The organism is Nocardioides sp. T2.26MG-1, assembly GCF_950101795.1.
Classification (GTDB): domain Bacteria; phylum Actinomycetota; class Actinomycetes; order Propionibacteriales; family Nocardioidaceae; genus Nocardioides.
This window is the reverse complement of record NZ_CATNLZ010000002.1, coordinates 28330-45372: the sequence shown is the minus strand read 5'-3', so window position 1 is coordinate 45372 and position 17043 is coordinate 28330. Positions and strand designations below refer to the sequence as shown.

The following is a 17043-nucleotide window of genomic DNA, read 5'->3' as shown; positions in this document are numbered from 1 at the left end:
GCGCCGGAGGCTCAAGTCGACCGGCCCAGGACCGATGAACGTCATATGACCAGGCCCATGCCGGAGTCGTGGCGGCGCACCGACCACGCCGTACCGGATCCCCTGACCGCGACCGCGTCGTGGTCCGCGGTCATCGAGCTGCGTCCCGACGGCTGGCGCGCCCGAGCCTTCCCGGCGGCCTGGCCGCCGGAGGACCCGGTCGCCTAGCGTCAGGCCGGCGGCCGCCAGGCCGGGTCGCGGCCGATGAAGCCGACCAGCCGGGTCTGTACGTCGGCGTCGGGCGGTACGTCGACCCGCGGGCCGTAGTGGCCACTGCTCCGGAGCACGTCCTCCATCTGCTCCATGCCGGCCAGCATGGCCGCACACCGGTCGGGGTCGAGGTGCTCGTCCTGGCCGGTGGCGCGGGCCAGGTCCCAGGTGTGCAGGAAGACGTCGCCGACGTAGATCATCGCGAGCAGGTCGCCGAGCGGACGGGTGCCCATGTGGGCGTGCTCGACCACCTCCGCTCCCTCCGGGCTCTCCAGCAGCGCCTGCACACCTTCGGCGTGGCCGAGCCAGGCCCCGACGGGGTCGTCGTCGGCCGACGGCACCTCCGGCAGCGCCACCCCGAGGCCGGCGAGGAACGCGCGCGACCAGGTGACCAGGTGGTCCACGACGTCGCGGGCGGTCCAGCCGGCGACGGGCGCCGGCACCTCCCAGTCGGCGGCGCCGAGCACGCGGGCCGTGAAGCCCGCGGCGATCTCGCGGTGCTCGTCGGCCGCGCTCACGGCGTACCGTCGAGGCCCGCCGCGAGCAGCGCGTCGAGCTTGGCGTAGCCCTCGTTGACACCGACGTCCATGCCGCTGGAGAGGATCTGGTCGCGGATCTCGATCGACTCGACCACCGAGGTGGCGACGATCCGGCAGCGGCCGCCGTCGAGCGCCTCGAACGTCATCGTCTCGAGGCTGACGCCGTCCGGGGCGCCCTCCCAGGTGAAGGTCTGCACGAGCCGCTCGGGCGGCCGGACCTCGTGGAAGGAGCCGTAGAAGCCGGTCTCGAAGTCGCCGTCGCCGCTCGCGGCGCGGTAGGCGTAGGCCCCGCCGGTGCGGGCGTCCCAGGCGGTGACCGTGGTCTCGAGCCCGCGGGGGCCGATCCACTGCACGAACAGGTCGCGGTCGACGTGGGCGCGGAACACCCGCTCCGGCGGTGCGTCGAACTCGCGGGTGATCGTGATGACCGGCAGGTCCGGCACCGCCTCGATCGTGGTCTCGTTGCCGGTGGCGTTGCTGGTGGTGGCGCTCATGATGCGGCTCCTTGCTCCCGCGGACGGGACTCGTCGTCGAGGGAGGCGAGGACCTCGTCGAGCCGGCGGTAGCGCTCCTCGGCCTGCCGGCGGTAGCGCTCGATCCACTTCGTCATCAGGTCGAGCACCTCCGCCTCCAGGTGGACGGGGCGCCGCTGGGCGTCCCGGCGCCGGCTGACCAGCCCGGCGTCCTCGAGCACCTTGAGGTGCTTGGAGACCGCCTGCACGCTCACGTCGTACGGCGCAGCCAGGTCGCCGACCGTCGCGTCGCCGTCCGCCGCGAGCCGGGCCACGATGTCGCGCCGGGTCGGGTCCGCCAGCGCCTGGAACACCCGCGACAGCTCGTCCGCCACCACGCCTCCTCAACCGATTGGTTGTCAACGACCGTAGGCCGGCCCACACGCGTTGTCAACCATGGAGTTGAGAACGGTAGTCCCTGACGTTCGGGCCCCATGGGAGCGATCCCACAGGGCCCGAACGTCAGGGACTACCGCAGACGGCTCAGCACCCCAGGTCGCGGGCGACCCGCCGGTGGGCCTCCCAGATCTCCTCGGGCAGGCCGTCGAACTGCTGGAGGTGCTCCTCGCGGAAGCCCATCTCCTGGCGCCACCGGTCCACGTCGATCGACAGGATCCGCTCGATGTCCTCGGGCGGCACGGAGACGCCGGAGAGGTGCAGCTCCTCCTCGGTGGGCAGGATGCCGACCGGCGTCTGCACGCCGGTGACCGAGCCCTCCTTGAGGTGCATCAGCCACAGCAGCGCGCGGAGGTTCTCGCGGTAGCCGGGCCACAGGAAGTGGCCGTCCTCGGCGTCGCGCTGGAACCAGTTCACGTGCGCGAAGATCGGCTGCTCGCTTGCCCGGCTGATCACGTCGAGCCAGTGCGCGGCGTACCGCGCCTCGGGGTAGGACATGAACGGCCGCATCGACATCGGGTCGTAGCGCAGCTGCCCGTCGACGCCGTCGGCGGCGAACGTCGCCTCCGCGCCGAGCGTGAGCCCGTCGTAGACGCCCTCGGCGAGGTCGGTGATCGCCCGGATCAGCGGCTCCCGGTCGCGGGTGCGGCCGCCGAAGATGATCGCGTCGATCTTCACGCCCCGCGGCTCCTCGAAGTCGGAGGCGACGTTGGGCACGTTGGCGAGCGTGGTGGTGAAGCGGCTGTTGGGGTGCGACCACGGCTCGCCCGCCCGCTCCGGGCCGCGCGCGGCGATCGGCTCGCCCTTCCAGTCCAGCCAGCCCTCGAGATCGGACGGCGGCGAGGGCGTGCGGCCCTCCCACCAGACCTCGTGGGTGAGCTCGTTGTAGGCGACGTTGGTGAAGATCGCGCCGGTGCCGGGCCGCACCGACTCCAGCGCCGTGGGGTTGGTCGTCTCGTTGGTGTCCTTGGCGACGCCGAAGACGCCGTTCTCCGGGTTCATGCCGTACACCCGGCCGCTCTCCGGGTCGATCCACAGCCAGGTGATGTCGTCGCCGTAGAACTCCACGCGATAGCGGTCGCCGAGCCCCTCGGGCGCCAGCGTCATCGCGAGGTTGGTCTTGCCCGACGCGCTCGGGAAGCCGCCGGCGACGTGGTAGCGCTGGCCGGTCTCGTTGTCGACGATCCCGAGCAGCATGAACTGCTCGGCGAGGAACTCCCCGGACGCCCAGCCGTCGTACGCCGCCTGGCGCAGGCCGTGGGCGATCTTGCCGAGCAGCGCGTTGCCGCCGTACGACGAGCCGAAGTGCAGGATGGTCCGCTCGTCGGCCACGGTCACGAAGTAGCGCTGGTCGTCGGGGGTGCCCTGGCCGAGGTTCTCCAGGTCGCCGGTGACGTGCACGGCCCGCACGAAGCTGTCCGGGTCGTGGAGGTCGTTGATGTGGTGTACGCCGACCCGCGCCATCCGGATCATGTGCAGCGCGACCAGGCGGCTGTCGGTGAGCTCCACGCCGGCGGCGAACCGCTCCATCGGCGAGCCCGGAGGCGCCATCAGGTAGGGCACGACGTACATGGTCTTGCCGGCCGAGGCACCGCGCATCAGGCCCTCGAGCAGGGGCTTCATCTCCGACGACGGCCGCCAGTTGTTGTAGGTGCCCTTGTCCTCGGGGTTGCTGGTGGCGACGATCGTGCGCTCCTCGGAGCGCGCGGTGTCCTTGTAGTAGCTGCGCGAGTAGTAGCAGCCCTCCCCGACCGGCAGCAGCTCGCCGGCCTCGAGCGCCTCGGAGACCAGCCGCTCGTCGTCCGCGGCGTCGACCACCTCGACCCGCGAGGCGCCCGTGAGCGCCGCCCAGTGGCGCACGTACTCGCGCACAGCTGCGTTCTTCAACCCCGCCTCGTCCAGCACGCTCTCCAGCTCGACGGCCACGTCTACCACCCGGTCCTTACGTTGTCCTCGACGAATTGCCATGCTCTCGCATCCCCGTTGTCACCGGAAGGTACACGAGTTGAAGAAGTTTGCAAGTTGTGTAACTCTCAAGTGAGACGACTCCGGGAGGGAGACGACACCCATGGGGGTACCGCTGTATCAGGCCAAGGCCGAGCTCTTCAAGACATTGGGGCATCCGGCCCGGATCCGCATCCTCGAGCTGCTGTCCGAGCGCGACCACGCCGTGCACGAGCTGCTCGAGCAGATCGAGATCGAGCCGAGCAACCTCTCCCAGCAGCTCGCGGTGCTGCGGCGTACGTCGATGGTCTCCTCGCACCGCGTCGGCAGTGAGGTCGTCTACTCGGTGAGCATCCCCGAGGTCCGCGACCTGCTGCTGGCCGCCCGCACCATCCTCTCCGGCCTGATCGCGGTCCAGGGCGAGCTCGGCACCGAGCTCGCCAGCACGCCCTCGTGAGCACCACCACGCCAGCCACCGGCCGCATCCGAGAGCTCCTCCCCCACGCCTCCGACTGGCGCCCGCTGCGGCTGGGCGCCGACCTCACCGCCGGCCTGATGGTCGGCCTGGTCGCGCTGCCGCTCGCGCTCGGCTTCGGCGCGAGCTCGGGCCTGGGCGCCGGGGCCGGCCTGGTCACCGCGATCGTCGCCGGCGCCGTGGCGGCCGTGTTCGGCGGCAGCCGGGTGCAGGTCAGCGGCCCGACCGGCGCGATGACCGTCGTACTCGTGCCGATCGTCGCGACCCACGGCGCCGACGGCGTGCTCGTGGTGGGTCTGATGGCGGGCGTCGTGCTGCTGGTGCTGGGGTACGTCGGCGCCGGGCGGTTCATCCGCTACGTGCCGGTGCCGGTGGTCGAGGGCTTCACGCTCGGCATCGCCGCGATCATCGCGCTCCAGCAGCTGCCCTCCGCGCTCGGCGTGCGCCCCGAGGGCGAGGAGGTGCTCGCCCAGGCCTTCCACGCGGTCACCGCGTGGGCCGACCACCCGGCGTGGGCGCCGCTCGGCATCGCGGCGGCCGTCACCGCGGGCGTGCTGCTGATGGCCCGGGTGCGGCCCGGGCTGCCCTGGTCGCTGATCGCGGTGGTCGCGGCGACCGTGGTCAACTCCACCGCCGGCCTGGGTGCCGCCCCGATCGGCGACATCCCCTCCGGCCTGCCGCTGCCGCACCTGCCGACCGTCCCGATCGGCGACCTCGGCGGGCTGGTGCTGCCCGCGGTCGCGGTCGCCGCGCTCGCCGCGCTCGAGAGCCTGCTGTCGGCCACGGTCGCCGACGGCATGAGCGTCGGGCGCCGGCACCACCCCGACCGCGAGCTGGTCGGCCAGGGCATGGCCAACCTCGCGGCTCCACTGTTCGGCGGCATCCCCGCGACTGCGGCGATCGCGCGTACGGCGGTCAACGTCCGCTCCGGCGCGACCTCGCGGATGGCCGCGCTCAGCCACGCCGCCGTACTCCTCGTGGTCGTGCTGGCCGCGTCCCGCTGGGTCGGCGAGATCCCGCTGGCCGCGCTGGCCGGCGTGCTGACCGCGACCGCGGTGCAGATGGTCCGGGTCTCCAGCGTCGGCGCGCTGCTGCGCGCCACCCGCGGCGACGCCGCCGTCCTCGTGGTGACCGCGGTCGCCACGGTCGCGGTCGACCTGGTCACCGCGGTGATCGTCGGCCTGGTGGTCGCGGGCTTCTTCGCGCTGCGCCAGACCGCGCTCGCCGCGCGGATGGACGAGGTGCCGCTCGAGGACGGGACCGACGACACCACGCACGCCGACGAGGAGCGCGGCCTGCTCGACCAGCACATCGTGGCCTATCGGATGGAGGGGCCGCTGTTCTTCGCGGCCGCCCACGACTTCCTGCTCGAGCTGTCCCAGGTCAGCGACGTGCGGGTGGTGGTGCTGCGGATGTCGCGGGTCTCGACGATCGACGCCACCGGCGCCTCGGTGCTCGCCGACACGATCGCCCGGCTCGAGGGCCGCGGCATCAGCGTGCTGCTCTCGGGCCTGCAGCCCCGCCACGAGCGGGTGCTGCGCGAGCTCGGCGTCCACGACCGGCTCGCCCACGACGAGCACGCGTTCGCGACCACTCCCGAGGCCATCGCGCACGCCCGCAAGCACGTCGCCCGGGCGCAGCACGAGCATGCCGCTCACCCCTCGTGAGGCTGGCGGTGTGCGGTAGTCCCTGACGATCGGGCCCCTTGGGAGCGTACCAACGGGGCCCGATCGTCAGGGACTACCCGAAATCACCACGCATGAGCAACCCACTGCTGGTCGTCGAGCTCGCCGGCGGCGCGCCCGAAGGCCCGCAGCGCCGCGAGGGCCCCGGCGGTCTCCTCGGGTGACATCCGGGCCAGGACGCGGCGTACGTCGGCACGACGCTGCCGGGTGACCTCGTCGACCAGCCGCAGGCCGTCGTCGGTCAGCCGCACCCGCACCACCCGGCCGTCCGAGCGTGACCGGCGCCGCGCCAGCAGCCCGAGCCGCTCGAGGCGGTCGCAGTGCCGGCTGGCGTTGGACTGGTTGACGCCCAGCTGCTCGGCGATGTCGCCGACGGTCCGCTCCCCCGCGCCCGCCACGAGCACCAGCAGCCGGAACTGCGCCACGGTGACCTCCGTCGGCGCCGCGCCGACCGAGTGCACGGCCAGCCCCACCAGCGCCCGGCTCGCGGTCACGAACGCCTCGGCCAGCTCATCACCCGGTTCCATCCGAGAAACATATATGCGCTAGCGCATGAATCCCGGATCTGCGGACACCGGGCAGTCGTGACCACTCCGACCCACGACAGCACGCACGACTCCCACGACACCCACGACACCGACCGCACCCGCGACGTCTGGGGCGAGCGCACACCCCACGGCCGCGGCACCCCCTGGCCGACCCGCGTCGACCTCCATCTCGAGGACGGCGTCAGCGAGGACCAGGTCGACCGCTGGGTGTCCTCGGCGTGCCTGCTGTGCAGCAACGGCTGCGGCTGCGACATCGCGGTCAAGGACGGCCGGATGGTCGGCGTCCGCGGCCGGGCGACCGACCGGGTCAACCACGGCCGGCTCGGCCCCAAGGGCCTCTACGGCAGTACGCCGTGGTCGCACTCGCCCGACCGGCTGACCCGGCCGCTGGTGCGCGAGGGCGGCGATCTGGTCGAGACCGACTGGGACACCGCGATGGGCCGGATCGTGGCCCGATCGAAGCAGCTGCTCGAGGAGCAGGGCCCGCTCAGCCACGGCTTCTACACCAGCGGCCAGCTGTTCCTGGAGGAGTACTACACGCAGGCGGTGATCGGGAAGGCCGGCCTCGGCACCCCGCACATGGACGGCAACACCCGGCTCTGCACGGCCACCGCCGCGGCCGCGCTCAAGGAGTCGTTCGGCGCCGACGGCCAGCCCGGGTCCTACGACGACATCGAGCACTGCGACGCGCTGTTCCTCTACGGCCACAACATGGCCGAGACCCAGACCGTGCTCTGGTCGCGGATCCTGGACCGCACCCGCGGCGACGACCCGCCACGCGTGGTGTGCGTCGACCCCCGGCGCACCGCGGTCGCCGCGGAGGCCGAGCGCACCGGCGGGGTGCACCTGGCCCCGCGCGTGGGCACCAACCTCGCGCTGATGAACGCGCTGACCCGCGAGCTGCTCGAGCACGACGCCTGGGTCGACCACGCCTGGGTCGAGGCGCACACCCTCGGGCTGGACGACCTGCGCGCCGTGGTGGCGCCGTACACCCCCAAGGAGGCGGCGCGGATCTGCGGCGTCGAGGCCGAGGACGTACGCCGGGCGGCGCGGATCTTCGGGGAGTCCGAGGCGGTGCTCTCGACGGTGCTGCAGGGCTTCTACCAGTCCCACCAGGCCACCGCCGCCTCCGTCGCGGTCAACAACCTGCACCTGCTGCGCGGCATGCTCGGCCGCCCCGGCTGCGGCCTCCTGCAGATGAACGGCCAGCCGACCGCGCAGAACAACCGCGAGACCGGCGCCGACGGCGACCTGACCGGGTTCCGCAACTGGGACAACCCCGCGCACGTCCAGGAGCTCGCCGACCTGTGGCACGTCGACCCGATGACGATCCCGCACTGGGCGCCGCCCACCCACGCGATGCAGATCTTCTCCTACGCCGAGGCCGGCACGATCGGGCTGCTGTGGATCTCCGCGACCAACCCGGCGGTCTCGCTGCCGGAGAGCGAGCGGGTCAAGCGGATCCTGGCCGGCGACCAGTGCTTCGTGGTGGTCCAGGACCTGTTCCTCACCGAGACCGCGCGGCTCGCCGACGTGGTGCTGCCCGCGGCCGGCTGGGGCGAGAAGACCGGCACGTTCACCAACGTCGACCGCACGGTCCATCTGTCGGAGAAGGCCGTGGACCCCCCGGGCGAGGCGCGCAGCGACCTCGAGATCTTCCTGACGTACGCCGACGCCATGGGCTTCACCGACCTCGACGGCGGCCCGCTCGTCACCTGGCGCACGCCGGAGGAGGCGTTCGAGGCGTGGACCGAGGCGAGCCGCGGCCGGCCCTGCGACTACACCGGCATCACCTACGACCTGCTCCGCGGCCCGACCGGGGTGCAGTGGCCGCTCGGCGTCGAGCGGCTGTACGGCGACGGGGTGTTCCCCACCGACACCGACCGGTGCGAGACCTACGGCCACGACCTGGTCACCGGCGGGACCGTCAGCGAGCAGGAGCACCGCGCCCAGGCGCCGGCCGGGCGGGCGTTCCTCAAGGGCACGGCGTACTCCCCACCGCACGAGGAGCCCAGCGAGGACTACCCGTTCCGGCTCACCACCGGGCGCACCGTCTATCACTTCCACACCCGCACCAAGACCAAGCGGTCCCGCCCGCTCGAGGAGTCCGCGCCGCACGCGTGGGTGGAGCTCGCGGCCGCCGACGCCGACCGGCTGGGCGTCGCCGACGGCGCGACCGTCCGCCTGGAGTCGCCGCGCGGCGCGATCGAGGTGCCGGTGCGGGTCGGGGAGGTCACCGAGGGTGCGGTGTTCGTGCCGTTCCACTACGGCGACCACCCGGCCAACGAGCTGACGATGACCGTGTGGGACCCGGTGTCCAAGCAGCCGACGTTCAAGACGGCCGCCTGCAGAGTGACCCGGGTCCACGACGGGGAGGGGAGCTGAGATGCCGCACCTGGCGACGTACGTCGGGCTCGCGGACCACAGCGAGCAGACCCTGGCCGACTCGTTCCGCGCGGTGGCCGAGGGCCACGCCCAGGTGGCGGACGTGTTCCACCTGTGCCACACGCTGGCCGGCTGGAGCGACGCCCACCGCGAGGCGCTGGCGCCGGTGGTCGAGCGCTACGGCGAGCAGACCGATGTCGACGAGCCCGAGCGGCTGCACGCGGCCGGTCTCGCGCAGGCCCGCGACGGCGAGATCGGGCTGCTGCGCGACCTGCAGGACCTGCACGTGCTCGCGAGCCTGGTGCAGACGACCTGGATGGTGATCGCCCAGGGCGCGCAGGGGCTGCGCGACCGGGAGCTGCTCGACCTCGCTCACGCCTGCAGCGCGGAGACCGCGCGGCAGATCACCTGGCTGGACACCCGGCTCAAGGTCGCCGCCCCGCAGGCCCTGATCGTGGCCCCGTGAGCAGCGCCGTGAGCGGCCGCATGCGCGCGCTCACCGTCCAGCCCCACAAGCGCGGCTCGCTCGCCGTCGAGGCCGTCCCGGAGCCCGAGGCGGGCGCGGACGAGCTGCTCGTCGAGGGCGTCGCGATCGGGGTCTGCGGCACCGACAAGGAGATCGTGCGCGGCGACTACGGCTGGGCGCCGCCCGGCCGCGACCGGCTGATCCTCGGCCACGAGTCGCTGGGCCGGGTGCTGGAGGCGCCGGCCCGCAGCGACCTCGCCGAGGGCGACCTCGTCGCGGGCGTGGTGCGGCGGCCCGACCCGGTGCCGTGCGGGGCGTGCGCCCACGACGAGTGGGACATGTGCCGCAACGGCCGCTACACCGAGCGCGGCATCAAGGAGCTCGACGGCTACGGCAGCGAGCGGTGGACGGTGCCGGAGCGGTACGCCGTGCGGGTCGCCGCCCACCTGGGCCTGACCGGGGTGCTGATCGAGCCGACCAGCGTGGTCGCCAAGGCCTGGGAGCAGGTGCAGCGGGTCGGCGAGCGGGCCTGGTTCGAGCCGCGGCGGGTGCTGGTCACCGGCGCCGGGCCGATCGGGCTCCTCGCGGCGATGATCGGGGTGCAGCGCGGGCTGGACGTGCACGTGCTGGACCGGGTGACCGACGGGCCCAAGCCGGGGCTGGTCCGCGACCTGGGGGCGACGTACCACCACGGCAGCGTGGCGGAGGTCACCGAGCACGCGCGGCCCGACGTGGTGCTGGAGGCCACCGGGGTCGGGTCGCTGGTGTTCGACGCGATGGAGGCGACCCGGCCCTACGGCATCGTCTGCCTGACCGGCGTCTCGTCGACCGGCCGCACGATCTCGCTGGACGCCGGCGGCCTCAACCGCGAGCTGGTGCTGGAGAACGACGCCGTGATCGGCTCGGTCAACGCCAACCTGCGTCACTACCGCGCGGCCGCCGACGCGCTGGCCGCGGCCGACCCGGGCTGGCTCGGCCGGCTGCTCACCCGCCAGGTGCCGCTGGAGCGGGCCGCGAGTGCGTTCGGGGCGGCGGAGCAGGACGTGAAGGTCGTCATCACGCTCGGGTGAGGTCCCCTGAGGTCTGGACATCTGCCGTCGACAGCGTAGCGTCCGATACGTGAACATTCTCGGGGGAGAGACGTCATGCGACCGCCCACCCGTCCACCGGGGCCGGCGGTGCGCCCTTGCTCCTCGCACCGTGACGCCTCCAGCCGGTGACGAGAGCACCTGGACACCTGCGCGTAACACCCGTGTTTTAGAGTGGTTTCCTCGATCGACTGCGACGCCACGCAGCCTGACCGAGATCGACACTGCTTGGGGGGCAGGTCGGCCGCGGGGCCGAACGGATGGTTCAGGGAGACTAGGCCGCGCATGACTCTGCTCTCAGCAACACGCACACTCGTCGCCGGGCCGCCGAGCCGGGCGCTGCGCTACCTGCCGGCCTCGGCACTCGTCCTCGACCTCTCCATCGTCACCCTGTCGGCTCTCTTCGCCGCGTGGGGACGCCGGCGCTTCGACTTCTACAAGACCCCCGCCGACGACGCCTCGGCGCTGGCCGCGGTCGGGTTCGTGGTGGGCATCGCCTGGCTGGCGTTGATCGCACTTCGCGGCGGCTACCGTGACGACCTCTTCGGCGCTGGCACCGAGGAGTACAAGCGGGTCGTGAACGCCAGCCTGCTGACGGCCGGCCTGTTGGGCGTCGGGTGCTACCTGGCGAAGTACCCGCTCTCGCGCGGCTACTACCAACTGCTCTTCGCGGTCGGCATCCCGGCCCTCGTCGTCGGACGGTTTGCGCTGCGCCGCGCGATCCAGCATGCGCGCAAGCAGGGCAAGCTCCAGTTCCGCGTCGTCATCTCCGGCCTCCCCTCGCACGTCGACGAGGTCGCCACCGCCCTGGCCCGGGAGTCCTGGCTGGGCTACAACGTCGTCGGAGCCCTGACGCCACGGGACGACCACCGGGTACACACCGACCTGGGCATTCCGGTGATCGGCGAGTGCGAGGAGGTCACGTCGGTGGTCAAGGACCACAGCGTCGACGTGATCTTCTTCGCCAGCGGGGCCTTGACCTCGTCCACCGAGCTGCGTCGCATCGCGTGGGATCTCGAGCAGCACGACGTCCAGGTCGTCGTCGCCCCGCGGGTGACCGACGTGTCCGGAGAGCGCGTCCGCATCCGCCCCGTCGGTGGTCTCCCGCTGATGCACATCGATGCTCCCCGCTCCATCGACGCGATCCGCTGGGGCAAGCGGCTCTTCGACGTGACCGGCGCCCTGATCCTGCTCGTCCTCTTCAGCCCGCTCTTCCTGCTGACAGCGCTGCAGATCAAGCTCGCCGACGGCGGACCCGTCTTCTTCCGCCAGACCCGCACCGGGCGCGACGGCGCGGAGTTCGCCTGCCTGAAGTTCCGCTCGATGGTTCCCGACGCCGAGGACCGGCTTCACGAGCTGCGAGCCGCCCTCGGCCACCAGCGCATGCTGTTCAAGATGAAGGACGACCCGCGCGTGACCCGGCCCGGCAGGTGGTTGCGGCGCTACTCGCTCGACGAGCTGCCGCAGCTGATCAACGTGCTGCGGGGCGAGATGAGCCTCGTCGGCCCTCGCCCTCCGCTCCCGAGCGAGGTCGCACAGTACGCCTCCGACGTGCACCGGCGACTCCGGGTGCGACCTGGCATGACCGGGCTGTGGCAGGTGTCCGGGCGGTCCGACCTGTCGTGGCAGGAGGCCGTCCGCCTGGACCTGTACTACGTGGACAACTGGTCGATCCTGCAGGACCTCAACATCCTCGCCAAGACCGTCGGCGCCGTCCTCCGGTCGCGCGGCGCGTACTAGCTCGTCGGAGCCGATTCGGGGGCCGCGACCTCCTTTGGGAGGATGGCCCTCATGTCGCACGCGGTGGACCAGGACCAGCCCAGGAATCGCCTGCGACGGGCCGTCGCCGCGAGGCGTACGGCGTTCCGCGCCGCGTCACCCCGACGCCGCCTGCTCACGCTGGTGACGCTGGGACTGACCGCCGCGGTGGCGATCCTCGTGCTGCTCGTCCTGCCCCTCGCGGTCACGTACTTCGAGGCCGGCGCCGCGAAGGACGACCTGAGCGAGGCCAAGGACGCGCTGACCGACGGGCAGCTGCCCGAGGCCCGCGACCTGGTCGCGAGCGCGAGAGGCCATGTCGACAGGGGCCAGCTCGAGGCGAACTGGTTCGGCTCGGACGTCTGGGCCGCCCTCCCGCTCGTGGGAACCGCCGTGGACGACGCGCGCCACCTGGTCCAGGCGCTCGACGACACGACCTCCGTGGCCGAGATCGGCGTCGACCTCTACCCGGCGGCGGCCGGGCCCGATGCGACGCTGTTCCGCGACGAGCGGGTCGACGAGGCGACGCTGCAGCGCGTGGTCGAGGGGACCCTGCGCGCGACGGAGCACCTCACGTCTGCGGACACAGCGCTCGACGACGTCCAGGGTTCGACGCCCTTGATCGGTGGGTTCCTGTCGGAGCGCCGCGACGAGGCTGCCGCAGAGGTGGACCCGATGGCCGAGACCGTCGCCGACCTCACGCCGATGCTCGAGCGGCTGCCCGACGTGTTGGGCTTCGAGGGCAAGCGGCGCTACCTCATCACGATCCTCAACCCCGCCGAGCTCCGCTACTCGGGCGGGGCGACGCTGAAGTTCGCTCCCCTCTCCTTCGACCACGGCAAGGTCGAGCTCGGCAAGTCCGTCCAGCCGGACGGCAACCCCCGGATGGTCACGCCGATCTCCTGGCGTCCGGTGTCTCGCAACCCGTTCCACTATCCCGGCCGTCACCTCCTGACCAGCGCCACCTTCGCGCCGTCCTGGTCGGTCTCGGGCCTGGAGCTCCTCCGGGCGTGGGACAAGAACCAGCACCAGCACCTGGACGGGGTCATCGCCATCGACGTGGTCGCCCTCGCGCAGCTGCTGGACGTCACCGGACCCATCGAGGTCGAGGGCTACGGCGAGCTCACCTCGGACAACCTCGTCAGCACCCTGGTGGGGAGCTATGAGAAGTACTACCCCGACCCGACGGCACAGGACCAGCTGAACGACGAGCTCATCCCCGCCTTCAAGAGCAAGTTCCTGGGCGACGGCGACTTCCAGGCGAAGGCACAGGCACTCGCGACCGCCGCCGACGAGCGCCACTTCGCCATGTTCTTCCGCGATCGGGTCGTCCAGAAGGGTTTCGCCGCGCTCGGCCTCGACGGCGACCTCGCCGATCCGCAGGGGGACTACATCGGTGCGTTCACGCAGAACACCAACGGCTCGAAGGTCGACTTCTACCAGCGGCGCGACATCGACCTCCGGGTCAGGCTTGAGCCCGACGGCTCGGCGCAGGACCAGGTGAGCGTGGTGCTGGGCAACGACACGCCGCCGTACTCCGTGCCGGGTCGCGACCCGCGGAGCTGGTACTTCACCCGGTGGGCCGGGCTGGCCCTCAGCGTGTTCGTCCCCCGGGGCATCGACGTGCAGAAGGCCTCGTTCCTCGGCGACCCGATCGAGCCGTCGGTCCGCAGGTTCTACCACCACGGCTTCGTCGCGACCAAGGCTCTCCTCCCGCCGGCGAGCGAGGCGCGGTTCGAGATGCACTATCGCGTCGACGACGCCGCCACGGTCGACGAGTCGGGCGAGCTGACCTACCACCTGGCCTTCGACCCGCAGGGCACGGTCTGGGGCCAGTCGGTCCGGGTGGAGGTCCAGCTGCCGGACGGCTACACCGTGACGGACCTCCCCGACGGATGGACCGCGGACGGCAGCACGGTCAGCCTCCCAAACCAGGCGCTGAGCACCAGTCAGGAGTGGGAGATCGTGGCCGCGCCCGCCGACTAGCGAGGCTAGGCTCCACGCGTACCACTCGTGCTGCCCGCTGACGCCCCGCCAAGGAGAGCCTGACGTGAACCCCGCCGCCCGGAGGCCGCCGGCATCGCTCGTCAGCTCCTGGCGCTCGAGGTCGACCGAGCTCGCCCGGCAGGCCGCCGTACGCCACGTGAAGCCGCTCGTGAGCGTCGAGGTCTGGGACCGGCTGCGCGGGCACAGCGACCCGCCGCGGCCCAGCCTCACCGACATCGCGAAGAGCACCGGCACCGACAAGTGGGGCGTGCACTTCTACACGCCCCACTACGAGCGGCACCTCGAACATCTCCGGGACGAGGAGTTCGTCCTGCTCGAGATCGGGGTCGGCGGCTACAAGCGCTCCCGCCAAGGTGGCGCGTCCTTGCGAATGTGGCGTCGCTACTTCCCTGGGGCACAGATCGTCGGCCTCGACATCGAGGACAAGTCGTTCGTGGACAGGCCTCGCATCACCACCGTGATCGGCGACCAGACCGACGAGAAGGTGCTGAGGTCGGTCCTCGATCGGTTCGGGACACCGCTCGTGGTCATCGACGACGGCAGCCACCGCCCCAGCGACATCAGGGCGACCTTCGAGCTGCTGTTCCCGATGCTGCCCGACGGCGCGGTGTACGCCATCGAGGACACGCAGACCTCCTACTGGCCCGAGTTCGGCGGCAGCGAGGACCGTCAGTCCCGCGACACCACGATGGCGTTCGTGAAGGACCTGGTCGACGGCCTCAACCACGAGGAGTTCCTCGACGCCGACTACGAGCCGAGCTACTCCGACACCCATGTCCGGGGCGTGCACTGCTATCACAACCTCGTGATCATCGAGAAGGGCGACAACCTCGAGGGCACCAACAAGCACCGGGTGCTGCGCAAGCGCTTCGGCTTCCGCCGGGAGGCGAAGGACTGAGTCAGCCGCCCGACACCTCGGCGAGGAGGGTGCGGGCCCGGTCGCGGAAGGAGAGCGGCGGCCGCGGCACGTCCTGCGCCCGGGCGGTGCGCCGGAACTCTGAGACCACGCGCCGCAGGTCGTCGGCGTCGTGCACCACCGCCACGTCGCGCGGATCGAACACGTCGTGGATCCCCGCGACGTCGTCACAGACGACGCGGGCACCGGACGCGACGGCGTCGAAGACGCGGTTGGCGATGAAGCCGGTCCGGGCCATGTCGGGCCAGTGGTCGGCGAGGACGATCCCGTGTCGCCGGTAGAGATCGGGCAAGCGGGCGTTGTCGACGTACGCGCCACGCCAGGCGCCCTCGGGCAGGTCCTCCCAGCCGGTGCCGTAGACCACGAGCGGCACCCCGGCCTCGACGGCCAGGTGGACCAGCGGCCGGCTGCGGCCTCCCCCGGCGTTGCCCACGAACACCACGCCGGCGTCGCCGGATCCCTGCGCCCCGAGGGAGTCGCCACCCGGAGGCTCGAACTCCGAGGCCTGGAGGAGTGGATGGACCGTGCGGCCCGTGCTGGCCGACAGTGCGGCACTCCACGGAACAGAGGCGGCGAACACATGGTCGTAGCCGTCGAGCTCAGCCGGATCGACGTCGTCGGGGTGACTGATCACCCACAAGACGTTCAGGTGGCCGGGCACCGGCGGCACGGGATGCAGCCCCCGCAGGGCGAGCGACACGTCGTCCAGCCAGATCGGCCCGCTCTCGTGAGCACCGCGGCGATAGGTCACCACGTCCTGGCCGAGGTCGCGCAGCGCGTCGGCCAACGCCTCCGCGAAGTGGGTGTCGCCCCACCGGTCACCCGCCGGGCCCGGCGAGGACGGCAGCTTGATCGACCACCGCTGCACGGGGGTGTCGGCCGGGCGGCGTACGACGACCGGGTCGCGGACTCTGCCTGCCGGGTGGGTCGGGGACGTCGGAGCGCTCACCCGGCCGGTCACCGTCGCGCGCGCCGTGGGTGCGAGTCGGAGCCCACCCGGCCGCCCGGCTCCGAGCCGGTTCGCGAGGTCGAGAACGGCATCGGACCGAGCCAGGTCCTCGCGCAATCCCCCAACCCCCGCCGCGTCCCGCACCCTCAGCGCCACGGCGTCCGCCGCGATCGCGGCGAGCGGGTGGCCCTCCAGACGCCGGGCGTCGTCCGGAGGATGGCCGACCAGGACGGGCTCAGGCTCTCCGTCGTCGGCGGTCACCAGCCCGGCGGAGAGGATCCTGTCGTCCGCACCGAGCAGCAGGGGTTGCACGCAGGCGACGACCGGGTCCTCGAGCACGGCGAGCATGGACCCGATCGCCCCGCGGCGCAGCACGACGTGCGCATCGAGCAAGACCACCACCTCACCGACGGACCGTGAGATCCCGACGTTCGCCCCCGTCGAGGCCTCGACTCCGGCCGGCAGTCGGACCAGGTCCACCTCCGCGCGGTCCTGCAGCGCCGCGTAGGCACCGAGCGTCTCGTGCACCGGCGCGCCGCAGTCGACGATCAGCACCTGCAGGTCGCGGCCGTCGGCGGCGTCGAGCACGCCGCGCACCGACCGGATCGTGTCGCGCATGTCGTCGGCCACCACGACGACGGACGTGAGGTCGGGCCGACGAGCGCGTCCGGCCACGGCGGTCCAGTCGACCACCGGAACGTCACTCGGCCCTGCTTCGCCCTCGCGCCCGAGCCGGTGCGCCACGTCCAGGAACCGGTCGCGGGCCGACGGGACGCCGGGCGCGGGATCCAGTCGCCCCGCAGCGACCTCCGCCCCCAGGTCGGCCAGCACGCGGCCGACCCTGCCGCGTCGCCACGCCCCGCGCGTCGGCGGTGGCCGATCCACGACGTGCAGCCGAGGATGCGGGCTGAGCAGCAGCTGCATGCCGTGCTCCACGAAGTCCTCGGCGGCTTCGACGTCGTCGCCGAACCGGCGCCCCCTCAGCGCCGCGTAGAACTCGCGGTCGAACCATCCCGACGCGAGCCAGTCCAGGGCCCGGGAGCGTGGAGAGCGGGCCACCACCTCACCACTCCCGGAGGACCTGGCGGCTCAGGGCTCGTGGACGAGAGCCCACGTCCTGGGGCAG

The 17043-nt window shown here is 72.2% G+C and carries 15 protein-coding genes; 9 read left to right on the top strand and 6 right to left on the bottom strand.

Going from position 1 to position 17043, the window contains the following annotated elements; translation table 11 throughout:
• Positions 1–45 precede the first annotated feature (45 nt).
• Entirely contained in the window at positions 46–207 is a 162-nt protein-coding gene (locus QQZ14_RS05105) for a hypothetical protein (protein WP_284533134.1), read from the top strand.
• A 2-nt stretch (positions 208–209) separates the two neighbouring features.
• Here the strand turns inward: QQZ14_RS05105 and QQZ14_RS05100 are convergent, their stop codons facing one another.
• The 4 genes from QQZ14_RS05100 to QQZ14_RS05085 form a co-directional block, all read right to left on the bottom strand.
• Positions 210–767: a TIGR03086 family metal-binding protein gene (locus QQZ14_RS05100; protein ID WP_284533133.1), complete on the bottom strand. Its 558-nt coding sequence runs from the start codon at positions 765–767 to the stop codon at positions 210–212.
• Positions 764–1282, bottom strand: coding sequence for an SRPBCC family protein (locus QQZ14_RS05095; protein ID WP_284533132.1), 519 nt, complete (start codon positions 1280–1282; stop codon positions 764–766). The genes QQZ14_RS05100 and QQZ14_RS05095 overlap by 4 nt, the downstream gene beginning before the upstream one ends.
• Entirely contained in the window at positions 1279–1635 is a 357-nt protein-coding gene (locus tag QQZ14_RS05090) for an ArsR/SmtB family transcription factor (RefSeq protein WP_284533131.1), read from the bottom strand. The genes QQZ14_RS05095 and QQZ14_RS05090 overlap by 4 nt, the downstream gene beginning before the upstream one ends.
• Positions 1636–1783: 148 nt before the next feature.
• Positions 1784–3622 (bottom strand): phosphoenolpyruvate carboxykinase (GTP), encoded by a 1839-nt coding sequence (locus QQZ14_RS05085; protein ID WP_342395223.1) that lies wholly within the window; start codon positions 3620–3622, stop codon positions 1784–1786.
• Positions 3623–3764: 142 nt separating this feature from the next.
• Here QQZ14_RS05085 and QQZ14_RS05080 point away from each other — a divergent pair, with 142 nt between their 5' ends.
• Positions 3765–4097: an ArsR/SmtB family transcription factor gene (locus tag QQZ14_RS05080; RefSeq protein WP_284533129.1), complete on the top strand. Its 333-nt coding sequence runs from the start codon at positions 3765–3767 to the stop codon at positions 4095–4097.
• The gene (locus QQZ14_RS05075; protein ID WP_284533128.1) at positions 4094–5782 is read left to right on the top strand and encodes a SulP family inorganic anion transporter; all 1689 of its coding nucleotides are present in this window, start codon (positions 4094–4096) and stop codon (positions 5780–5782) included. The genes QQZ14_RS05080 and QQZ14_RS05075 overlap by 4 nt, the downstream gene beginning before the upstream one ends.
• 83 nt (positions 5783–5865) lie before the next feature.
• Here QQZ14_RS05075 and QQZ14_RS05070 read toward each other — a convergent pair whose 3' ends face one another.
• On the bottom strand, positions 5866–6327 hold the full coding sequence (locus QQZ14_RS05070; protein ID WP_284533127.1) for a MarR family winged helix-turn-helix transcriptional regulator: 462 nt from the start codon (positions 6325–6327) through the stop codon (positions 5866–5868).
• Positions 6328–6384: 57 nt separating this feature from the next.
• On the opposite strand from QQZ14_RS05070, the gene QQZ14_RS05065 reads away from it, so the two are divergent.
• The 6 genes from QQZ14_RS05065 (at position 6385) to QQZ14_RS05040 (ending at position 14950) form a co-directional block, all read left to right on the top strand.
• Positions 6385–8733, top strand: a complete 2349-nt coding sequence (locus tag QQZ14_RS05065; protein WP_284533126.1) for a molybdopterin oxidoreductase family protein — start codon at positions 6385–6387, stop codon at positions 8731–8733.
• 1 nt (position 8734) lies between these two features.
• A complete protein-coding gene (locus tag QQZ14_RS05060) occupies positions 8735–9199 on the top strand; it encodes a hypothetical protein (protein WP_284533125.1) in 465 nt (154 codons plus the stop codon).
• Positions 9196–10269 (top strand): glucose 1-dehydrogenase, encoded by a 1074-nt coding sequence (locus QQZ14_RS05055; protein ID WP_284533124.1) that lies wholly within the window; start codon positions 9196–9198, stop codon positions 10267–10269. Before QQZ14_RS05060 ends, QQZ14_RS05055 begins: the two co-directional genes overlap by 4 nt.
• A 303-nt stretch (positions 10270–10572) precedes the next feature.
• The gene (locus tag QQZ14_RS05050) at positions 10573–12027 is read left to right on the top strand and encodes a sugar transferase (RefSeq protein ID WP_284533123.1); all 1455 of its coding nucleotides are present in this window, start codon (positions 10573–10575) and stop codon (positions 12025–12027) included.
• A 51-nt stretch (positions 12028–12078) separates the two neighbouring features.
• Positions 12079–14031 carry a DUF4012 domain-containing protein gene (locus tag QQZ14_RS05045; protein ID WP_284533122.1) on the top strand — a complete coding sequence of 651 codons (1953 nt, stop codon included), beginning with the start codon at positions 12079–12081 and terminating at the stop codon, positions 14029–14031.
• A 64-nt stretch (positions 14032–14095) separates the two neighbouring features.
• A complete protein-coding gene (locus QQZ14_RS05040; protein WP_284533121.1) occupies positions 14096–14950 on the top strand; it encodes a hypothetical protein in 855 nt (284 codons plus the stop codon).
• Position 14951: 1 nt separating this feature from the next.
• Here QQZ14_RS05040 and QQZ14_RS05035 read toward each other — a convergent pair whose 3' ends face one another.
• Complete coding sequence (locus QQZ14_RS05035; protein ID WP_284533120.1) at positions 14952–16976, bottom strand: glycosyltransferase family protein; 2025 nt, start codon at positions 16974–16976, stop codon at positions 14952–14954.
• Positions 16977–17043 lie beyond the last annotated feature (67 nt).